The 20,542-nt window shown below is 38.6% G+C and carries 21 protein-coding genes and 1 pseudogene; 19 read left to right on the top strand and 3 right to left on the bottom strand.

Features of this window, described 5'->3' with window-relative positions:
* Nucleotides 1–408 precede the first annotated feature (408 nt).
* Both A3IA_RS0110515 and A3IA_RS0110510 read right to left on the bottom strand, forming a co-directional pair.
* Nucleotides 409–711, bottom strand: a complete 303-nt coding sequence (locus A3IA_RS0110515; RefSeq protein WP_018381286.1) for a DUF1827 family protein — start codon at nt 709–711, stop codon at nt 409–411.
* 59 nt (nt 712–770) lie between these two features.
* A complete protein-coding gene (locus A3IA_RS0110510) occupies nt 771–1,220 on the bottom strand; it encodes an NUDIX hydrolase (protein WP_018381285.1) in 450 nt (149 codons plus the stop codon).
* A 136-nt stretch (nt 1,221–1,356) separates the two neighbouring features.
* Here A3IA_RS0110510 and A3IA_RS0110505 point away from each other — a divergent pair, with 136 nt between their 5' ends.
* Nucleotides 1,357–1,863: an ECF transporter S component gene (locus A3IA_RS0110505; protein WP_018381284.1), complete on the top strand. Its 507-nt coding sequence runs from the start codon at nt 1,357–1,359 to the stop codon at nt 1,861–1,863.
* A 45-nt stretch (nt 1,864–1,908) separates the two neighbouring features.
* Here A3IA_RS0110505 and A3IA_RS0110500 read toward each other — a convergent pair whose 3' ends face one another.
* Complete coding sequence (locus tag A3IA_RS0110500; RefSeq protein WP_018381283.1) at nt 1,909–4,164, bottom strand: ATP-dependent Clp protease ATP-binding subunit; 2,256 nt, start codon at nt 4,162–4,164, stop codon at nt 1,909–1,911.
* Between the two features lie 295 nt (nt 4,165–4,459).
* On the opposite strand from A3IA_RS0110500, the gene A3IA_RS0110495 reads away from it, so the two are divergent.
* The 18 genes and pseudogenes from A3IA_RS0110495 to A3IA_RS13285 form a co-directional block, all read left to right on the top strand.
* On the top strand, nt 4,460–4,690 hold the full coding sequence (locus tag A3IA_RS0110495) for a DUF1797 family protein (protein WP_018381282.1): 231 nt from the start codon (nt 4,460–4,462) through the stop codon (nt 4,688–4,690).
* A gap of 290 nt (nt 4,691–4,980) precedes the next feature.
* Nucleotides 4,981–5,667, top strand: a complete 687-nt coding sequence (locus A3IA_RS0110490) for an amino acid ABC transporter permease (RefSeq protein WP_018381281.1) — start codon at nt 4,981–4,983, stop codon at nt 5,665–5,667.
* On the top strand, nt 5,667–6,401 hold the full coding sequence (locus A3IA_RS0110485) for an amino acid ABC transporter ATP-binding protein (protein ID WP_018381280.1): 735 nt from the start codon (nt 5,667–5,669) through the stop codon (nt 6,399–6,401). The genes A3IA_RS0110490 and A3IA_RS0110485 overlap by 1 nt, the downstream gene beginning before the upstream one ends.
* A gap of 71 nt (nt 6,402–6,472) precedes the next feature.
* A complete protein-coding gene (locus tag A3IA_RS0110480; protein ID WP_018381279.1) occupies nt 6,473–7,324 on the top strand; it encodes a bifunctional methylenetetrahydrofolate dehydrogenase/methenyltetrahydrofolate cyclohydrolase in 852 nt (283 codons plus the stop codon).
* A 280-nt stretch (nt 7,325–7,604) separates the two neighbouring features.
* Nucleotides 7,605–8,084: a DUF1836 domain-containing protein gene (locus A3IA_RS0110475; RefSeq protein WP_018381278.1), complete on the top strand. Its 480-nt coding sequence runs from the start codon at nt 7,605–7,607 to the stop codon at nt 8,082–8,084.
* Complete coding sequence (gene trhA / locus A3IA_RS0110470; protein ID WP_018381277.1) at nt 8,068–8,718, top strand: PAQR family membrane homeostasis protein TrhA; 651 nt, start codon at nt 8,068–8,070, stop codon at nt 8,716–8,718. Before A3IA_RS0110475 ends, trhA begins: the two co-directional genes overlap by 17 nt.
* Nucleotides 8,719–8,822: 104 nt before the next feature.
* Nucleotides 8,823–9,809: an aldo/keto reductase gene (locus tag A3IA_RS0110465; protein WP_018381276.1), complete on the top strand. Its 987-nt coding sequence runs from the start codon at nt 8,823–8,825 to the stop codon at nt 9,807–9,809.
* Between the two features lie 166 nt (nt 9,810–9,975).
* Entirely contained in the window at nt 9,976–11,319 is a 1,344-nt protein-coding gene (gene xseA, locus A3IA_RS0110460) for an exodeoxyribonuclease VII large subunit (RefSeq protein ID WP_018381275.1), read from the top strand.
* Entirely contained in the window at nt 11,294–11,512 is a 219-nt protein-coding gene (locus tag A3IA_RS0110455) for an exodeoxyribonuclease VII small subunit (protein ID WP_018381274.1), read from the top strand. The genes xseA and A3IA_RS0110455 overlap by 26 nt, the downstream gene beginning before the upstream one ends.
* Nucleotides 11,512–12,381, top strand: a complete 870-nt coding sequence (locus A3IA_RS0110450) for a polyprenyl synthetase family protein (RefSeq protein ID WP_018381273.1) — start codon at nt 11,512–11,514, stop codon at nt 12,379–12,381. Before A3IA_RS0110455 ends, A3IA_RS0110450 begins: the two co-directional genes overlap by 1 nt.
* Nucleotides 12,374–13,201, top strand: a complete 828-nt coding sequence (locus tag A3IA_RS0110445; protein ID WP_018381272.1) for a TlyA family RNA methyltransferase — start codon at nt 12,374–12,376, stop codon at nt 13,199–13,201. The genes A3IA_RS0110450 and A3IA_RS0110445 overlap by 8 nt, the downstream gene beginning before the upstream one ends.
* Nucleotides 13,188–13,655, top strand: a complete 468-nt coding sequence (locus tag A3IA_RS0110440) for an arginine repressor (protein ID WP_018381271.1) — start codon at nt 13,188–13,190, stop codon at nt 13,653–13,655. The genes A3IA_RS0110445 and A3IA_RS0110440 overlap by 14 nt, the downstream gene beginning before the upstream one ends.
* A 15-nt stretch (nt 13,656–13,670) precedes the next feature.
* Complete coding sequence (gene recN / locus A3IA_RS0110435) at nt 13,671–15,329, top strand: DNA repair protein RecN (protein WP_018381270.1); 1,659 nt, start codon at nt 13,671–13,673, stop codon at nt 15,327–15,329.
* A gap of 113 nt (nt 15,330–15,442) precedes the next feature.
* On the top strand, nt 15,443–16,282 hold the full coding sequence (locus tag A3IA_RS0110430; RefSeq protein WP_018381269.1) for a DegV family protein: 840 nt from the start codon (nt 15,443–15,445) through the stop codon (nt 16,280–16,282).
* Nucleotides 16,275–17,108, top strand: a complete 834-nt coding sequence (locus A3IA_RS0110425; RefSeq protein WP_018381268.1) for an SGNH/GDSL hydrolase family protein — start codon at nt 16,275–16,277, stop codon at nt 17,106–17,108. The genes A3IA_RS0110430 and A3IA_RS0110425 overlap by 8 nt, the downstream gene beginning before the upstream one ends.
* Nucleotides 17,095–17,688 carry a YpmS family protein gene (locus A3IA_RS0110420; RefSeq protein WP_018381267.1) on the top strand — a complete coding sequence of 198 codons (594 nt, stop codon included), beginning with the start codon at nt 17,095–17,097 and terminating at the stop codon, nt 17,686–17,688. Before A3IA_RS0110425 ends, A3IA_RS0110420 begins: the two co-directional genes overlap by 14 nt.
* Nucleotides 17,689–17,812: 124 nt before the next feature.
* Nucleotides 17,813–18,088 carry an HU family DNA-binding protein gene (locus A3IA_RS0110415; protein WP_017769711.1) on the top strand — a complete coding sequence of 92 codons (276 nt, stop codon included), beginning with the start codon at nt 17,813–17,815 and terminating at the stop codon, nt 18,086–18,088.
* Between the two features lie 952 nt (nt 18,089–19,040).
* Nucleotides 19,041–20,542: pseudogene (locus A3IA_RS13285) on the top strand (hypothetical protein); the annotation flags it as partial.

Raw genomic sequence — 20,542 nt, 5'->3', positions numbered from 1 at the left:
GACCATGGAAATCTTTTTGGTTTCGCACTATAAAGGCTTAAGAATCAAGCCTCTAAGACGTTTAATGAAGTGATGGAAATGCTGCCAGAAAGTTATTTAAAACTTGCATTGGTCTGACTTAATACTCTTTTAAAATCACCTTCAGCCCTTGTTGATTTGATGTGATGACCTTCAGGTCTAACGACATCGTCTAATCTGATTTTCATTGAGTATAAAATTATAGTCACATGAATTAACTTTCAGACAAGAAACTAAAACGTGGACGGTACTTGAGTACAGCAAGTCGAAAGTGACGATGTTTCAACGTTAATTCAAAAGTCTATCATTATGGTTGCATTGCAGTTTTCAACTCATATCTTGCATGATTTGAATCGTTTTCTTGTAAAAAAAACAAGCCTTCGCGGCTTGTTAAACAGTTGTTGGAATAGAGATATTGATGAGATTTTCAGTGTGTGATGTCTTCAAGTTTTCTTTCAAAACAATAGTTCTATCTATTTTACGTTTTAGGAAGAATTCTCGGATAGCTTCTAATTCAGAATCTTTGATGGCACGGTATTTATTTGAAATGAGGATTTCATAGTGTCTTGGTGCCTGTGAAAAGATAACGTCAGTGTTACCTGCAGAATAGACTTCAACTAAAGTTGCATCAGTATTTCGGAGTTGGTTTTTAACGAGCCTAGGGTGGCTACTTGTAACATTGATAAGTCTCATGTGTATCCTCCAATAGAACTTTTTCTGTTTATATTATAACACTTATTAGCTTGAAAACGTCATTTCTTGTGCTTTTTTTCCCACATTTCAATCCCCCATTTATGACTGCCACGTTTTAATTTTTCTATAGCTTCTTGAATAGGAAACCAAGCCAGATTATTAAAATCTTCCAAAGGATTTCCCAAATCTTCGAAGGAAGTCACCTCGTAGATATAAGCGGGATTGTAAAAATGCGTATCACGATGGCTGGAGTAGAAGTACTCATCGGCTTGTCCAAAATAGTCTCCAAGTTTTGCTTTAAAACCAAGTTCTTCAATAAGCTCACGTTCGAGAGCTTGAAAATGATCCTCATCTCCCTCAATTTCGCCACCAGGGAGGAACCAAGATCCATTTGGTGCTTGAACTAGAATGATTTTATTTTGCTCTTCATTTGGAATAACAGCGTAAACGCCGTAACGATTTTGATAGTTAACATTGTCTTCTTTGTGACCGAATGTAGGATTTGTCATAGTTTTCCTCGATAGTTTTTTTCTTATTATACTAAAAATTAGACTAATAAACTAGAAAAGTTTCCGAAAAATTTTGACATTTCTTGAAAATGTTGGTATAAATGATTACAAGGTTTAAAGCTTCAGGAGGTTGTCTATGTCAGCAAGGCGAGTAACGATTTCAGCTCTTTTTATGGCGGTAACGATTATTTTGAGTGCCAGTTTCTTATCGATTCCTGTACCTGGAGGGCATTTTTATTTCAATGGTATTGTCATATTTTTAGTAGGTCTTTTGTTTCCACCTCTGGAAGCGATGATTGTTGCAGGAATTGGATCATTTTTAGGAGATTTTTTCTTTTATCCGGCACCTATGTTTGTTACTCTTGTAACGCATAGCTTACAAGTGTTGGTCATTTCTGTTGTCGTTGGCTCCAAGTTAAAAAAAGCAGGCAAGGGACGTTTTTGGTTGGTTATGTCTCTGGGGGCTTTGGTTGATATTATTGGTTATGGATTGGGGAGAGCTTTCGTCTACGCCAATGTTCAATATGCCATGTTGAAATTACCCTTTGATTTACTGGCAGTTATTCTCTCAATGGCAGTTGTTTATTTTCTATATTTTAAAACATCAATTTTTAAGGATTTTCAGGCTTACTGGAATCGTTGAGCATACAAAAGGTTGTGTCACCAATATGGATGACACAACCTTTTTCTAGTTTTCTTCGACAACAGCTTCAGATTTTGTGTCTGATTTGATGACGATGTTTCCATTTGAAGTCATGATTGCACGGAGATTTTTCTCTGAAGGATTTTCAAGATAAAAATCTGTGATGGCATCTTCGATATGGTCTTGAATGGTTCGACGTAGTGGGCGAGCCCCCATTTTTGGATCGTAGCCAAGGTCAACCAGTTTTTCCTTAACTTTATCGGTCACATCAAGGTGAAGACCGTTGACAGAGAGGCGGTCGTTAACATCTTTAAGCATAAGGTCAACGATGGTAAGAAGATTTTCTTTTTCGAGGGCTTTGAATTCGATAATACCATCAAAACGGTTCATAAATTCTGGGCTGAAGAAATCGCTAAGTTGGTTAAGAACGGAGTTTGTCCTACCTTCACGAGCAGCACCGAAACCTACAGAAGCTTCGACCTTACCAGTACCGGCATTAGAGGTCATGATGATGATGGTATCTTTGAAGCTAACGGTACGGCCTTGACCATCGGTCAAACGACCGTCATCAAGAACTTGAAGGAACATGTGCATGACATCTGGATGGGCCTTTTCTACTTCATCAAGTAGAATGAGAGAGTATGGGTTGCGGCGGACTTTTTCGGTTAGTTGTCCAGCTTCCTCATAGCCAACATATCCTGGAGGGGCACCGACAAGTTTGGCAACAGCGTGTTTTTCCATGTATTCAGACATGTCGAAGCGAATCATGCTGTCGGCTGAACCGAAGAGTTCGATAGCTAATTGTTTAGAAAGCTCTGTTTTACCGACACCAGTTGGCCCTACAAAGAGGAAGGAACCGATTGGACGATTTGGTGAGCCAAGACCTACACGATTACGGCGGATAGCTTTTGCAATTTTATCGACAGCATCGTCTTGTCCGATGACATGTGATTTAAGATCATCAGCTAAATGAACCAATTGACTTTGTTCTTTTTCTTTAAGATCACCAACAGGAATATTAGTTTTTTGCTCGATGATGGCTTCGATATTTTGTTCAGTAATAACAGGGATGTCGTGCTCATCGATTTTTTGAGCTTGCATTTCCTTATATTTAGCGATTTGATCGCGGAAGTAAGCTGCACGTTCATAGTCTTCATCACGTGTTGCTTGAGTTTTGAGATTCTCAGCTTCGACTAGACGTTGGTCTATTTCTTGCGGATCGACAAAATTCAAGGTTAGATTCATTTTAGATCCAGCTTCGTCAAGAAGGTCAATAGCTTTATCGGGAAGGAAGCGATCTTGGATATAACGATTAGAAAGGACGGCTGCTGCTTCAATCGCATCAGAGCTGTATTTGACATGGTGATAGTCTTCGTATTTTGGTTGAATTCCCTTTAAGATGGTGATAGTTTCTTCAACACTTGGTTCATCGACTTTAACGGGTTGCATACGGCGTTCCAAAGCGGCGTCTTTTTCAATAATACGGTACTCATTGAGAGTCGTTGCACCAACTAATTGGAGTTCACCACGTGCAAGAGCAGGTTTTAAGATATTACCAGCATCCATATTGCCGTCTCCAGCATTACCGGCACCGACAATTTCATGGATTTCATCGATAAAGAGAATCACATCTTGGCGATTACGGATTTCTTCCATGAGTTTTTGCATGCGCTCTTCAAATTGACCGCGGATACCAGTTCCTTGAACAAGACTGACAACATCCAAGCGGATGACTTGCTTGCCTTGGAGTTTTTGTGGGACATCAGCATCGACAATTTTTTGAGCTAGACCTTCTACAACAGCTGTTTTACCAACACCGGGTTCGCCGATAAGGACAGGATTATTCTTAGTTCGGCGGTTTAGAATTTCAATGACACGAAGGATTTCATCGTCGCGACCGATGACAGGGTCAATATCACCTCGGCGAGCGATGTCAGTGATATTGATGCCGAATTCTTCTAGAAGACCTTGAGGTTTTTGTTGGGTAGAGCTGGGACCATTTGGACGACGATTTCCAGGACCCTTATTTCCCCCTTGGCCGCCTGATTGTGTTGTCGGACTATTTGGTAGGTCGCCACTGAAGGCGCGGAAGTTATTTAGATCACCAAAGAAATCATCAAAAAATGGGTTCATAGATGATGATGCTTTTTCTTGGCCTAGATTTGACAAAAGGCTGTTTTTAGGATCAGTTTTCATGATTTGATAACAGTTTTGGCAAAGATCAACTTGTCTTTGTTTTCCGTTAACATTAGTGTATAAATGGATGGTTGATTCGTTTAATTGACAATTTTGACAAAGCATAGATATACCTCGCTTTTTGAGAGATTTTTAAAATGAAATATTTAAATAGATAGATATAGGACTGATATTGAACCGAATTAGGTTTGGTCAAATATAGTCAAACTTTATCTGACTTTATTATAGCACGATAGTTCTGCATTGCAAGTAAAAAGTTTAAAAATTAGCACTCCGACCAAAAGAGTGCTAACGACTATTTTTATTTACGCTTAATATCAGGAAATTGGTGTATTTGGAGTTACTTTGCCAGCTATTTGTGGTAAAATAATAGAAATTAATAGAAATATAGGAGTATGATATGGAATCACATTTGGTGAGAATCATTAATCGTCTTGAGCTTATGGCTACAGATGGTGGTAATTTAAAACGTAATTTTGAACGTGAAGGAGTTGTTGTTGCAGAAGTGTCGTTCAGTAACGATCCAGAAAACGGATCAGTTTTCACTTTACGTGATGTTGAAGCTAGAGAATCATATTCATTTGATAGCATTGACTTGATAGCAATGGAAATTTACGATTTGCTTTATTAAGTTGATCGACATGAGTTTGGAACATGATCCCAAGCTCATTTTTTTGTATTTTAGTTCAAGATGAGACAGACAGTAGGGATATTGCTAGAGAGTAATCCTAAATAGATGGCGATTGGCTAATAACAAAAAAGTTAGGACTTGGAAATGTATGAGTTGTCTGAGTGTTTCAATACATTTTTATCTATTTATATTAATTTTGATGTTATTTTTGCATAAAAATACTAAATGCATTGTATTTTTCGAGCTTATATGCTATGATTGCTCTTATATTTAATTAACAGGAGTTCATTATGGATTTTTCATTCCTTCCCAAGTATTGGGCTTATTTTAACTACGGTGTCTTAGTGACAATCATGATTTCGGCCTGTGTCGTTTTCTTTGGGGCGATTATTGGTATCTTAATTGCCTTACTAAAAAGAAGTTCTTTTAAACCCTTGTCATGGTTGGCAAGTTTTTACGTGTGGATTTTCCGTGGAACTCCGATGGTTGTTCAAATCATGATTGCTTTTGCTTGGATGCATTTCAATGGTGCACCAACCATTGGCTTTGGTGTATTAGATATGGACTTTACTCGTCTTTTACCCGGTGTCATTATTATTTCATTAAATAGTGGGGCATATATTTCGGAATCTGTTCGTGCCGGTATTGAGTCTGTGCCAAAAGGACAGCTTGAAGCAGCTTATTCCCTTGGTATTAAACCTAAGAATGCCATGCGTTATGTCATCTTGCCTCAAGCGATAAAAAATATCTTGCCAGCTTTGGGTAATGAGTTTATTACTATCATCAAAGACAGCTCGCTCTTACAAACAATCGGGGTTATGGAACTTTGGAATGGTGCTCAATCAGTAGTCACAGCAACCTATATTCCTGTTGAGCCACTCCTATTTGCGGCATTCTACTATTTGATGGTTACAACAGCTATGTCTGGTTTATTAAAACTCCTTGAAAAGCGTATGGGTAACGGGGGAACATTATAATGACAGAAACCTTAATTTCAATTGAGAATTTACATAAGTATTTTGGTAAAAATGAAGTATTAAAAGGGATTGACCTTGATATTCATAAGGGTGAAGTTGTGGTTATCATCGGCCCTTCTGGATCAGGGAAGTCAACTTTCCTTAGAACCATGAACTTACTAGAAATACCAACTAAAGGCAGTATTACTTTTGAAGGTGTGGATATTACGGATAAAAAGAATGATGTCTTTAAGATGCGTGAAAAAATGGGAATGGTTTTCCAACAATTTAACCTTTTCCCCAATATGAGCATTTTGGAAAACATCACCTTGTCGCCGATTAAAACAAAAGGTTTGTCCAAGGCTGAAGCAGAGGCAAAGGCCTATGAACTCCTAGATAAAGTCGGTCTTCGTGACAAGGCGCATGCCTATTCACCAAGTTTATCTGGTGGGCAACAGCAGCGTATTGCTATCGCGCGTGGCTTGGCTATGGATCCAGATGTTTTGCTTTTTGATGAACCAACATCAGCTCTTGACCCTGAAATGGTAGGAGAAGTTTTGGCTGTCATGCAAGATTTGGCTAAATCTGGTATGACTATGGTCATTGTCACCCATGAAATGGGATTTGCACGTGAAGTGGCTGATCGTGTTATCTTCATGGATGGTGGTAGTATCGTGGAAGATGGCACACCCCAACAAATCTTTGAAAATACTCAGGAAGAAAGAACGAAAAATTTCTTGAGTAAAGTATTATAAAAAAGCTAGGTATCGGCCTAGCTTTTCGGTATAATGGATAATGGTCAAAAAGTATAGTATAGGAGTGTATGATGGTAAGATTAATCGATGGTAAGGGCATGGCTCAAAAGATGCAGGCTGAATTGGCTGAAAAGGTTGCTCGTTTAAAGGAAAAAGAAGGACTTGTTCCAGGATTAGTAGTCATCTTAGTTGGTGCTGATTCCGCCAGTCAAATCTATGTTAAAAATAAAGAACGTTCGGCAACAAAAGCTGGATTTTACAGTGAAACGGTTCGTTTGTCAGCAGATATTACTCAAGAACAGCTCCTTGAAGTGATTGAACAGTATAATCGGAACAGTCGTTTCCATGGTATTCTAGTGCAGTTACCCCTGCCAGATCATATTGATGAGGAAGAAGTTGTTTTAGCGATTGATCCTAATAAGGATGTTGATGGCTTTCACCATGTTAATACTGGTCGTCTGTGGTCTGGAAAACCGGCTATGATTCCTTGCACCCCTGCTGGTATCATGAAGATGTTTGAAGTTTACGGTGTTGATTTGGAAGGTAAAAATGCGGTTGTCGTTGGTCGTTCCAATATTGTTGGTAAACCGATGGCTGCCCTTCTTCTAGAAGCTGATGCCACCGTAACCTCAACGCATTCAAGAACGAAAAATTTGGCTGATATTACCAAGACAGCTGATATTTTGGTGGTTGCTATTGGGCGCTCAAAATTCATCACAGCTGATTATGTCAAACCCGGTGCAGTCGTTATTGATGTGGGCATGAATCGTGATGAGAACGGTAAACTATCAGGTGATGTTGATTTTGAAGCGGTTGAACCGATAGCTGATCTGATTACCCCAGTTCCCGGTGGCGTTGGTCCAATGACTATCACTATGTTATTGGAGCAAACCTATGAAGCTGCTTTAAGAACCTTAAAATAACAGTCAAATGAATTAATGTTCAGAACAAGGAACGGAAAAAGACGCAGACAGTACCTGATACTCTTCGAAAATCAAAACCGGACCTTGTTGATTTGATGTGGTGAAGACAGTTCTATCTGTATCAGCGTCGCCTAGTCTGTTTTGATTTTCATTGAGTGTGAGTAGGGCAAGTCGAAAATGACCATGTATCAAAGTTGATTCAAAAGACTATAACAGTGAAATCTTGTCTATGGGCAAGGTTTTTTCTTGTTTAATTTTATATAAATGATATAATCTAGTTATGAAAACTAGATGTAATATTTTTGAGGAAATTAATTTAGAAAAATTACCACTGTGGGAAGATTTACCAGAGTTGGAACTCTATTTAGACCAAGTGCTTTACTACGTTAACAAGGTTAGTCAGACATGTGTTGATAGGGATGCTAAAGGGATTACATCTTCTATGGTAAACAATTATGTCAAGCATGGTCATTTGGAAAAACCGTTTAAGAAAAAATACCAACGTCATCAGGTAGCTCGTTTAATTGCTATTGCTTTTTTGAAAAATGTTTTTAGTTTGCAAGAAATTGGTGAAACCTTAAGTATTTTGAAGCAGAACTATAGCTCGGAAGATTTATATAATTTGTTTGTCACTTGTATGAATGAAGAGGCAGAGGTGCCAGAGGTTATTGCTTACTCTTGTTTGGCTGTAAAGTCTTATTATAAGGCTCGCTTGCTGACGATTGAACTGGGAGGAAAAAACAGTGAATCAAACCTTTAAATTAAGTAATCCATTATCGTTTGGAGAAGAAATTGCCAATGCTACAACACATGGGGTGGGATCAGTTATTATGCTAGGTCTTTTACCTGTTACAGCTATTAGGGCTTATCAAGCCTATGATCTGACAGCAGCAGTAGGGATGTCTATTTTTGTAATCAGCCTTTTCTTGATGTTTTTATCATCAACGGTTTATCATTCGATGACTTATGGGACGCCGCAAAAATACGTCTTGCGGATTATTGACCATAGTATGATTTACATCGCTATTGCAGGCTCTTATACGCCAGTAGCTCTCTCTCTGGTTGGTGGATGGCTTGGTTTTACCATTATCGTTTTACAGTGGGGAGCCACCATTTTTGGGATTCTTTATAAAATCTTTGCTAAAAATATTAATGAAAAATTTAGTCTTTTTCTTTATCTCTTTATGGGCTGGCTGGTCGTTTTTATTCTCCCAGTAATTATCCAGAAGACTAATCCTATCTTTGGACTGCTCATGTTGGCGGGGGGATTATCCTATACAGTTGGTGCCTTCTTTTATGCGAAGAAACGCCCTTATTTTCACATGATTTGGCATCTCTTTATCCTTTTAGCATCAGCTTTGCAATATATCGCTATCGTCTTTTATATGCTTTAACAGTCAGATACTATCTGATTGTTTTTGTTTTATCATGAAAACGCTTGACTTGGAGTTGACTCTAAGGGGTATAATGACATTATATTAACAAATGGAGGTCAATCATGGAATACACAAGATTAGGAAATACAGGATTGGACGTTTCAAAATTATGTTTGGGTTGTATGAGTTTTGGTGATGCAAGCAAAGGGTTTCATTCTGGTTGGTTACTTAATGAAGAAGACAGTCGCCATATTATCAAAAAAGCTCTGGATATGGGAATCAATTTTTTTGATACAGCCAACACCTATGCTCAAGGAACTAGTGAAGAGTATCTAGGTCGTGCGCTTCATGACTTTGCCAAGCGTGATGAGGTGATTATTGCTACTAAAGTCTTTTTTGGTGATGGGCATTCTGACAGTCCAAATACTAAAGGCTTGTCTCGGAAGGCTATTTTTAACCAAGTGGAGGCTAGTTTAAAACGCTTGGGGACAGATTATATTGATATTTTATATATCCACCGTTGGGATTACAATACGCCGATTGAAGAAACCATGGCAGCTTTGAATGATTTGGTGCGTGCGGGTAAGGTGCATTATCTTGGCGCTTCAGCCATGTATGCTTGGCAATTCCAAAAGGCACAATATGTCGCTGAAAAGAATGGCTGGACAAAATTCTCAGTTATGCAAAATCATTACAATATGCTTTACCGTGAAGATGAGCGTGAGATGATTCCATTTTGTAAAGATTCTGGGGTTGCCTTGGTGCCTTATAGCCCCTTGGCAGCTGGACGCGTTGTTCGAGATTGGAAGGCTGATACAGCTCGTAGTCAAACGGACCAAGTTGCGCAGGCTAAGTATGATTCTACAGAAGACCAGGATCGCGCTATTGTGGAGCGTGTTGCAGAATTAGCAGGTAAAAAAGCTGTTTCCAGAGCTCAAATCGCCCTGGCTTGGCTATGGCAAAAGGGGATTGATTCGCCCATTGTTGGGGTTACTAAGGAGAAATACTTGGATGATTTCATAGGAGCTTTTGATGTCCATCTGACAGAAGAAGAGATGGCATACTTGGATGATTGCTACCAACCACATCGCATTGTTGGTGCCTTGTAGATAGATTTATAAGAAAGATTTTAAAAAATAGAGTTGGGAGTGCTTGTTTGAAAAACGCTTCCAACTTTTTTTAAACTGTCAATTTCTACCGTTTGCTTTTCTGTTTATTTATTTAAAAAATGATATAATGAATAAAGAATTTTGCATAAAAATGGAAAGGGAGTAGATGTCGGATTATTTAACGGTTAGCCATTTAACCAAATATCTTAAAATGAAATTTGATCGCGATCCCTATTTGGAGCGGGTTTATTTGACTGGGCAAGTCTCTAACTTTCGACGTCGTCCCAATCACCAGTATTTTTCGCTCAAGGATGAAAATGCGGTTATACAGGCTACCATGTGGGCTGGTCAATTCAAAAAGTTAGGTTTTGACCTTGAAGAAGGCATGAAAATTAATGTCATCGGTCGAGTTCAGCTCTATGAGCCGAGTGGTTCTTATTCTGTAATTATTGAAAAAGCAGAGCCAGATGGTATCGGTGCTCTTGCCCTTCAATTTGAACAACTTAAAAAGAAATTGACGACAGCGGGTTATTTTGATGATAAGCATAAACAGCCGCTTCCACAGTTTCCCAAAAAAATTGGGGTAGTAACTAGTCCTAGTGGTGCTGTTATTCGCGATATTATCACGACAATCTCAAGGCGTTTTCCCGGGGTAAACATTCTGCTTTTTCCAACCAAGGTTCAAGGAGAGGGAGCTGCTCAAGAAGTGGCAGCTAATATTGCTAAGGCTAATGAAACAGAGGACTTAGATCTTTTAATCATCGGTCGCGGTGGTGGCTCTATTGAAGACTTGTGGGCATTTAACGAAGAAATTGTGGTGGAAGCCATTTTTGAATCACGATTGCCTATTATTTCAAGTGTCGGACATGAGACGGATACCACTTTGGCTGATTTCGTAGCAGATAGACGTGCTGCCACGCCAACAGCAGCAGCTGAATTAGCCACACCTGTTAGTAAGGCAGATATTCTAGCGTGGATTGGTGAGCGCAAGCAACGAGCTTATCAGGCTACTCTTCGGCAGTTAAAATGGCAGGAAGATCGTTTGAATCAATTACGGCAGTCTGTTATTTTTAGACAACCTGAACGCCTTTATGATGGAATTTCGCAAAAATTAGACCATTTGACTAGTCGTTTGACACAGTTAATGACTAATGAACTCAATCAAGCACAACAGCAGGAGAGGCTTTTAAACCAACGCCTCTTGACAACAGGATTGTCTGAAAGAGTTAACCGCTATGATGAACGCCTAGCCGTTTTAAAGCGGCTTCTCATGTCAAATATGACGAGTGTTTATGACGGTAAGGTCAATCGATTTGAAAAGGCTCAAGATGCGCTTTTATCGCTAGATACGACCAGAATTGTAGCGCGTGGCTATGCCATTGTCCAAAAAAACCAAAAGGCTATTACAAGTATTAGTGATGTCAAAAAAGGAGATCATCTCTCTATTCGAATGAAGGATGGTCAGATAGAAGTAGAGGTAGAAAATGCCAAGCAAGAAAAAAACATTTGAAGATAATTTAAAAGATTTAGAAACCATTGTGGCTCAGTTGGAAAATGGAGAGGTGCCTTTAGAAGAAGCTATTGAACAATTTCAAAAAGGAATGCTTTTGTCTAAAGAACTCCAAAAAACGTTACAGGATGCTGAAAAGACTTTAGTTAAGGTGATGCAACCTGATGGTTCAGAAGTGGAAATGGATGTCTAATGGATAAGATAAAGCAAGTTGATCAAGCCATTCGTGCTTATTATCATAGTCAAGATAGTGTCTCAAAAGACTTGATTGAAGCCATTCTTTATTCGATTGATAGTGGCGGAAAACGGATTCGCCCGATGATTTTACTGGATTTGTTGGAAGGTTTTGGTCTCGAAGTAACGGACGCACATTTTGACGTTGCAGCAGCACTTGAAATGATACACACTGGAAGCCTGATTCATGATGATTTGCCAGCTATGGATAATGATGATTATCGTCGCGGTCACTTGACCAGTCATAAAAAATTTGATGAGGCAACAGCCATTTTAGCTGGAGATTCCCTTTTTTTAGATGCTTCAGGACTGATTGCTGAGGCTGACTTGGCGACAGACATTAAGTTAAGTCTCATTCAAAGTTTATCACGATTTTCAGGAACTTTTGGCATGGTCGGCGGGCAGATGCTTGATATGAAGGGTGAAGGAAAAAAATTGACACTTGAGCAAATTCAGCTGATTCACACCAACAAAACAGGTGCTCTCTTAGCCTTTCCTTTTATTGCGGCAGGTTATATTGCTGAACAAGATGATGCAACCATGAATCAATTAACGAAAGCCGGTCGTTTAATTGGTCTTGCCTTCCAAGTTCGGGATGATATTTTAGATGTGACAGCAGATTTTGAAGCTCTAGGTAAAACGCCGAATAAGGACTTGCTTGCTGATAAATCAACCTATCCAGCTCTTTTAGGTTTGGATAAATCTTATGAAATTCTAGAAGATTCTCTTAACAAAGTAGTAGCTATTTTCCAAAAACTAGAGCAGGAAAGAGCTTTTAAGGCTGATGCCATCATGGTCATCATAGAAAGGTTACGACTTCATGCCTAAAGAAAGAGTAGATGTTTTAGCCTACAAACAAGGGCTTTTTGAAACACGTGAGCAAGCCAAGCGTGGGGTCATGGCAGGATTGGTGGTCAATGTCATCAATGGGCAACGCTATGACAAACCGGGTGAAAAAATTGATGACACCACCGAACTAAAACTAAAAGGTGAGAAACTCAAATATGTTAGCCGTGGCGGTCTTAAACTAGAAAAAGCCCTTGAGGTTTTTGACCTCTCAGTTGAAGATGCGACGACGATTGATATTGGTGCTTCAACAGGTGGTTTTACCGATGTCATGCTACAAAATGGTGCCAAACTAGTCTATGCTGTTGACGTAGGAACCAACCAACTAGTTTGGAAATTACGTCAAGATGAACGTGTGCGCTCGATGGAGCAATATAATTTCCGCTATGCCCAAAGTCAGGACTTTGCGGAAGGCTTACCGTCATTTGCCAGCATCGATGTGAGTTTTATATCGCTCAACTTGATTTTGCCAGCGTTAGCCAATATTTTAGTTGACGGCGGTCAGCTTGTCGCTCTTGTCAAACCGCAATTTGAAGCGGGGCGTGAGCAGATTGGAAAAAACGGCATCGTCAAAGACAAGGCTGTTCATGAAAAAGTTTTAGAAAAAGTGACTTCTTTTGCTGTGGATTGCGGATTTACTGTTAAAGGGTTAGATTTTTCTCCAATCCAAGGTGGTCACGGGAATATTGAATTTTTAGCATATATGGAAAAATCAGCAACACCTGAACAGCTAGTATCGGCTGAGATTTGGCAGGTTGTTGCAAAAGCACACGAGGAATTTAAGAAAAATGCGCAAGAGTGAACGATTAGAGTTAATTCGAAAAATTGTTACTGAACAAGAAATTGAAACGCAACAAGAATTAGTAGCTATTCTAGAGACTAAGGGTGTCGTGGCGACTCAGGCAACGGTTTCTAGGGACATCAACACCATCGGTATTATCAAGGTAAAAAGTAATCGTGGTGGCTATGTTTATGGTCTATCCAATGAGGCTGCCAAACGTTACATGAGCCCCTTGCAACGTGCAGCTGAAAATATTCTGGAAGTGACACAAGGACAGTCCGAGTTTGTTAATATGATTAATATTGCGGTAGTACCTGGCTCAACAAAATATTTAAAGCGATTGATTTTAGAGGAATATTCCGATCATATTTTTAGTTTAATTGGTGATGATGATAGTTTGCTTTTGGTTGCGACAACTGCAGAAAATGCTCGTGAACTGACAGTGACTTTTCAAAGTTGGATAAAAAAGAAATAGAAAACGAGGACATTCATGTTATTAGAAATTTCCATAAAAAACTTTGCTATCATTGAGGAGATTTCATTGACTTTTGATAATGGAATGACAGTCCTAACTGGTGAAACAGGGGCCGGTAAGTCTATTATCATTGATGCTATGAACATGATGCTTGGCGCGCGTGCTTCAACGGAAGTAATCCGACACGGACAGCCCAAAGCTGAAATTGAGGGATTGTTTTCAGTTGAAAAGAGTCCTCAGCTTGTTGCTATTTTGGAAGAAAATGGTATTAATTTTGAAGATGACCTTATTATTCGACGAGATATTTTCCAAAATGGTCGTAGCGTCAGTCGTGTTAATGGTCAGATGGTCAATCTGACAACATTAAAGTCAATTGGACAACATTTGGTTGATATCCATGGGCAGCATGATCAGGAAGAATTGATGAAACCGAGTTTGCATATCCGTATGTTGGATGAATTTGGTGACGCTGATTTTTCTGGCATCAAGGCAACTTATCAAGAAACCTTTGAAGCCTACCGTTTATTACGTAAACGAGTTCTTGAGCAACAAAAAAATGAACGCGAGCATAAGGCGCGGATTGAAATGCTAGAGTTTCAAATGGCAGAAATTGAAGCAGCAGCTCTCAAATCAGGTGAAGATGAAAAATTAGTCCAAGAACGTGATAAGTTGATGAATCACAAGCAGATTGCTGATACCTTAACCAATGCCTATGCCATGCTTGATAACGAGGAGATGTCCAGTCTATCAAACGTTCGTTCTGCTATGAATGACATGATGACCTTGGAAGAGTTCGATCCTGACTACAAAGAATTATCAACACATCTCTCTGAAAGTTACTATGTTTTAGAAGATGTTGCCAAGCGGTTGGGAGACTTCGTTGATAATTTAGATTTCGATGCAGGGCGCCTGTTAGCTGTTGAAGCCCGTCTAGATATCTTGAATACTATTACACGTAAATATGGTGGTAGTGTGGATGATGTTCTGGATTACTTAGACAATATCACTAAGGAATACAATCTCTTGACAGGTAACGATGGTAGCTCAGAAAGTTTAGAGATGGATCTTCGTCTTTTGGAAAAAGATCTACTAGTCGCTGCTGCTAAGTTATCCGAAGCCAGACATGACATTGCTCTGTCGCTTGAACAAGAGATTAAGGCTGAACTAAGAGAGCTATATATGGAAAAGGCTGATTTTCAAGTGCAATTCAACAAGGGAAAATTCAGTAAAGAAGGCAATGAGTTAGTTGAATTTTACATTTCGACCAATCCGGGTGAAGGCTTTAAACCACTTGTCAAAGTAGCGTCTGGCGGAGAACTCTCCCGCCTCATGTTAGCCATCAAATCTGCCTTCTCACGCAAAGAAGATAAGACAAGTATTGTCTTTGATGAAGTGGATACTGGGGTTTCGGGACGCGTTGCGCAGGCGATTGCTCAAAAGATTTATAAAATCGGAAGCCACGGGCAGGTGCTGGCTATTTCGCATTTGCCACAAGTTATTGCAGCGGCAGATTATCAATTTTATATTTCTAAAGAAAGTGATGAAACATCAACGGTGTCTACGGTACGGCTTCTTAGTCAAGAAGAGAGAATTGAAGAGATTGCCAAAATGATTGCAGGCAGTGATGTTACCACTTCGGCGCGTGAGCAGGCTAAGGAGCTTCTTCGAAAATAAGGGGTCAATAGCTTGATGACTTGACAGGAAACGTAAACGGTTCCTAAAAAGACTGTTTTTTGATATAATGTAACACACATAACAAAGAAATTAAGATTAGAACAGGTTTTGACATGAGTAAGATAAAAATCGTAACAGATTCATCTATTACAATAGAACAAGACATTGTAGAAGCGTTGGATATTACTGTTGTTCCACTTTCTGTAATGATTGATGGTGAGTTTTTTTCTGATGCTGACTTAAAGGAAGAAGGAAAGTTTCTTTCTTTGATGAAATCTGGTAAGGCATTACCAAAAACAAGCCAACCACCAGTAGGACTTTTTGCAGAGGTCTATGAAGGTCTGGCATCAGAAGGTGCAGACCACATTGTATCGATTCATTTATCTCATTCTTTATCTGGAACTGTAGAGGCCTCTCGGCAAGGAGCAACAATTGCGGGTGTTGAGGCGACGGTTATTGATTCTAGCTTTACAGATCAAGCCATGAAATTTCAAGTTGTCAAAGCTGCTAAACTTGCTAAAGAAGGCGCTAGTTTAGAGACAATTCTAGCTTCTATCGAAGAAGTTCGTAAGAAGACGGAACTTTATATCGGTGTTTCAACTTTGGAAAATCTTGTTAAAGGTGGTCGTATTGGTCGTGTGACTGGGCTTTTGAGTTCCCTATTAAATATTCGTGTTGTCATGGAAATGACAAATCACGAGCTTGTTCCTATTGTTAAAGGACGCGGGGCTAAAACCTTTACAAAATGGTTAGATAGCTTTCTTGCTAGCGTTGAGGGCCATGCAATTGCAGAAATCGGTATTTCCTACGCAGGAAAAAAAGATTTTGCTCTAACGCTGAAGGATAAATTACAAGGTTTGGTAAATCAAGAAATCTCTGTTTTAGAGACTGGCTCAATTATCCAAACTCACACAGGTGAAGATGCTTTTGCGGTGTTGGTGCGTTATGACTAAAGCGATTAAAAGTGAACTTGCTGTATTTTTAGCAAGTCTTTTATTATTTATACTTATTTTCTGGTTCTTAATCCCAGCTTCAAATGCTCAATTAAAGAAGTCGGATTTTTTAAAGGAAAAGCAGGAAGAGTTCCATTTGTTGGCAATTGGAGATTCATTGACCCAAGGGGTAGGAGATACGACCAATCAAGGTGGTTTTGTGCCTTTATTAGCCAAGCGTTTGGATGAGACTTACCGGTATCATACGGTCGCTAGTAACTATGGCATTTCAGGAAATACCAGTCGCCAGATTTTGAATCGTATGAAGAAACAAAAAGCGATTCAAAAAAACCTAAAAACGGCTAATTTAATGACCTTAACTGTTGGCGGTAATGATGTTATGAAAGTGATTCGAGAGAATTTGGATCACCTAAAGTCGGATAACTTTAAAGCTGGTTCAAAGGCTTATAAAAGCAATCTTAGACAGATTATCGATTTAGCTAGAAAAGAGAATCCAGATTTACCAATCTATATTATTGGTATCTATAATCCTTTTTACCTTAATTTTCCTGAGATGACCCAAATGCAAGATATTGTTGATAATTGGAATCTTGGAACAGAAAACTTAACAACCGAATATGATAAGGTTTATTTTGTGGGCATTAATGATCAACTCTATAAGGGGATTGACGGACAAGAAGGTGTTGTCTCAGTATCAGGCGATCAGACAACTGTTGTTAATGACGCTCTCTTTACAGAAGATCATTTTCATCCCAACAATACTGGTTACAGTATCATGGCAGATGCTATCATGGAAAGGATAAGTCAGACACATGAAAACAAATAAACTTAGTTTATGGAAATACCTCTTCTTGATTTTATTGGCGATGAACCTAGCTTTTGTAGGAGTGGTTGCTTACCGAGTGATACAACCTCGCGAGCAAAAGATTAGTCAAAAATCAGAGTCAAAAGGTAAAGCAACCGCAGTAAAAGCTGGGAGTTTTGTCACAACAAGAGAAGAGTTAAATAATACAGCTGCTGCCTTTTTGGAAGATTATCAATCAAAAGGATTGAAGTATGAATTTTACACGACATCGAGTCAAGTACTTTTTCAAGGTTCTTATCGATTACTAGGTTATGAAATTCCGCTTTATGTTTACTTTGAACCATATGTTTTAAAGAATGGTGACGTTCAATTAGAAGTGACATCCGTCTCAGCTGGTACCTTAACCCTACCTAAAAAAGAAATCTTAAGTTACATTTCAAACGCATATGATATTCCTGATTTTCTTGCTATAAAACCCAAGAAATCTGAAATCATTTTGTCATTGAAAGATATTAAATTGTCAAATGGTCTTTATGCAAAAGCAACAGAGTTTGACTTGGCAAATGACCGAATTAGCTTTGATTTATTTAAAGGGTCTTAAAGTTATAAAAAATAGGGAAATAACTCTCATAGAGCGTTAAATACTTGACCTTACAGGCTTTTTCCGATATGATAGAGACTGTTAATAAGCGTTAAGCTTAAAATTTATGGAGGATTTGTTCAAAATGGCAAATAAACAAGATTTGATCGCAAAAGTTGCTGAAGCAACAGAATTGACTAAGAAAGATTCAGCTGCAGCAGTTGATGCAGTGTTCGAAGCAATCGAAGGCTTCCTTGCAAAAGGTGATAAAGTTCAACTTATCGGTTTTGGTAACTTTGAAGTTCGTGAACGTGCAGCCCGTAAAGGTCGCAACCCACAAACTGGTGAAGAAATCTCAATCGCAGCTTCAAAAGTTCCAGCATTCAAAGCTGGTAAAGCACTTAAAGATGCAGTAAAATAATGCAATCTAGAAAAGTCTATCGTATCAACCTTCCAGCGTTGCACGGTAGGCTTTTTTGCTTTAAGATTGAGTATTTTGAAAATTCATACTTAACAAAAAACAAAAATAGGTATATCATAGATACTGTGATATACTCCCTTTAATAGCGGACAGTGACAAAATAACTCCCTTCCTACGACAGTCCTATCCAATGCATTCTTCTACGTCATGCTTAACCTTTTTAGTTATTGGCAAGCTTCTTAGTTTTGCGCCACAAACGGTTAAGAATCAAGCTTGGAAAACACTTGATGAAGAGATTGAAAAGTTGCGTAAAGTCTTTCAAAACTTGCATTGGGTTGGCTTAATACTCTTCGAAAATCAACTTCAGACCTTGTTGATTTGATGACCTTGGGTTCTATCGGCATTGGCGTCGTCTAGTCTGCTTTTGGTTTTCATTGAGTGTAAAATCAATTGTTCAGAGAAGTTGGAGTGGAATCCATTGTTGATTTTTTAGTATCAATGGTCCTTTTATTAGCAGAAAATGCTAATGGGTCATGTTTTTAATCCTATTTTTTATAAAAGATATTAAGATTATTTTGTTCTATTTTATTGTTATATAGTCAGATGAATTAGGTTTCAGGCAAGTCGAAAGCGACGATGTATCAAAGTTAATTCAAAAGACTATCATAAATGGGATTTGAGTAAACTTTTCATCTTTTTGGATATTGTATCACTTATGAAACTTTCATTTCTAAGAGCTGAATAGTTCTTTAGCAAAATATCTTACTTTCTCTACATTTTTGTTACAATCTAAAGATTTTAGATGTTCTGACCATTTCGTTTGAAATAGGAGTGGTCAGAATTGTTTCTTTAGTATTTTTTGAAAAAATAAGTTATAATAATAGGACTATAAAGAAGAGAGAAGCGCAATTTATTGGGAGATAAACGAAATAAACAGGAGGTAAGCGGTTATATGGAGGGAGAAAATTCTCGTTCCAATTTAGTATTGCCGTTATTTTTTGATAAGTATAGAACTACTCAGGGCGTTGCTGCATTGTTAGCAATAACAGCTCTTTCAACAGGAATTGTATCAGGGCGAGGATATGCGGATGAGTTAACGGAGTCAGATGAGCCTGTTGTTTCTGTAACGAGTGAGACGGCAATTCCAAATGGTTCAGAAGAACATAGTGATGTCGATGATAATCAAGTTGTTGTTAATAGTGATGATTCTGAAAAAGTAGAGAGTAAACTTGATTCGACTGCTAGCGAGAAGACTTTGGGTGATGATAATAACCCATCTACTAGTCAAACATTATCGGAAGATACTATCGAAACAACTAATTCTCAAAAATTAGTGAATGAATCATCCTCTCAAGATACAACAAAAACCATAACAGATGAAGAAGTGAGGCAATTTGATTTATGGACTGCTGTTGGTTTTGAGCGAGCAGCAGCTAATGATCCTACAAAAATAGCATTAGCTAATTTCCCAATTTCATCAACCAGGTCTGATATTCCTTTAGTCATTTCGCCAAATGTAAAATCTACAATCCTTGAATTTTCAGGAGCTAATTACTATTCCGAAACTGAAGGTGTCTTAACTGAGAAAGATGCTAGATATGACCTGTTAGTTACTTACGATGATGTGACAGACACTTGGTGGGGGCAACCTTATTTTTCCAATTCCCAAATAAGAAGTAGCGCATTTGTCGTTAAATCTACTCAAAATGAAAATGGTTCAATCACGCTTTATGTACCAGTAACGAAAGAGCAAATTTCTGTTTTTGAAAAAGGCTTATATACTGTGACGGCTATTCATTCAAAAGACCTACATGTTACTGCTAGTGATTGGATTATAAATACAGAGCCAACTATTGACATTTCTAAGAAAACAGTTGTTGCAGAAGTTGATGAGGTTGTTGATTTATTGTCAACGGTCACTATCACTGATAAGGAAGATGATTTTTCAAACAATGATGGTTACACGACGCGCATTGAAACGTTATCATATGAGAATCTATCCACAGGTAAAATCACTGTTTTAAAAAGTGGAACAACTACTGTAAAAATAAGTGATCCGGGGGATTATCGAGTAAGAATTTCTGTGAAAGATTCTGATGGTCAAAGTGTTCAAAAGGATTATACATTGACTGTCTCATCGCCATCTCCAGCACATCCAGAGACTGATCCAGATTCTCCCGAACCTGAATCTCCTGTAGATTCTACCCCTGAAGAGGCTGATTCCTCACCGCAGCCTCCAGCAGATACTTCTGAAGTTTCATCAGATAGTGATAATGAGTTAGTTGATAGTGATTCCAATACTAAACCTGAATCGCATCCAGAGACTGATCCAGATTCCCCCGAATCGGAAGTTCCTGTAGATTCTACCCCAGAAGAGGATGATTCCTCCCCGCAACTTCCTACCGATACACCTGAAGGTTCATCAGATAGTGATGATGAGTTAGTTGCTAGTGA

The organism is Streptococcus thoraltensis DSM 12221 (assembly GCF_000380145.1).
Classification (GTDB): Bacteria; Bacillota; Bacilli; order Lactobacillales; family Streptococcaceae; genus Streptococcus; species Streptococcus thoraltensis.
The sequence above is the reverse complement of the archived record's forward strand: the minus strand, read 5'-3'. Positions and strand labels throughout refer to the sequence as shown.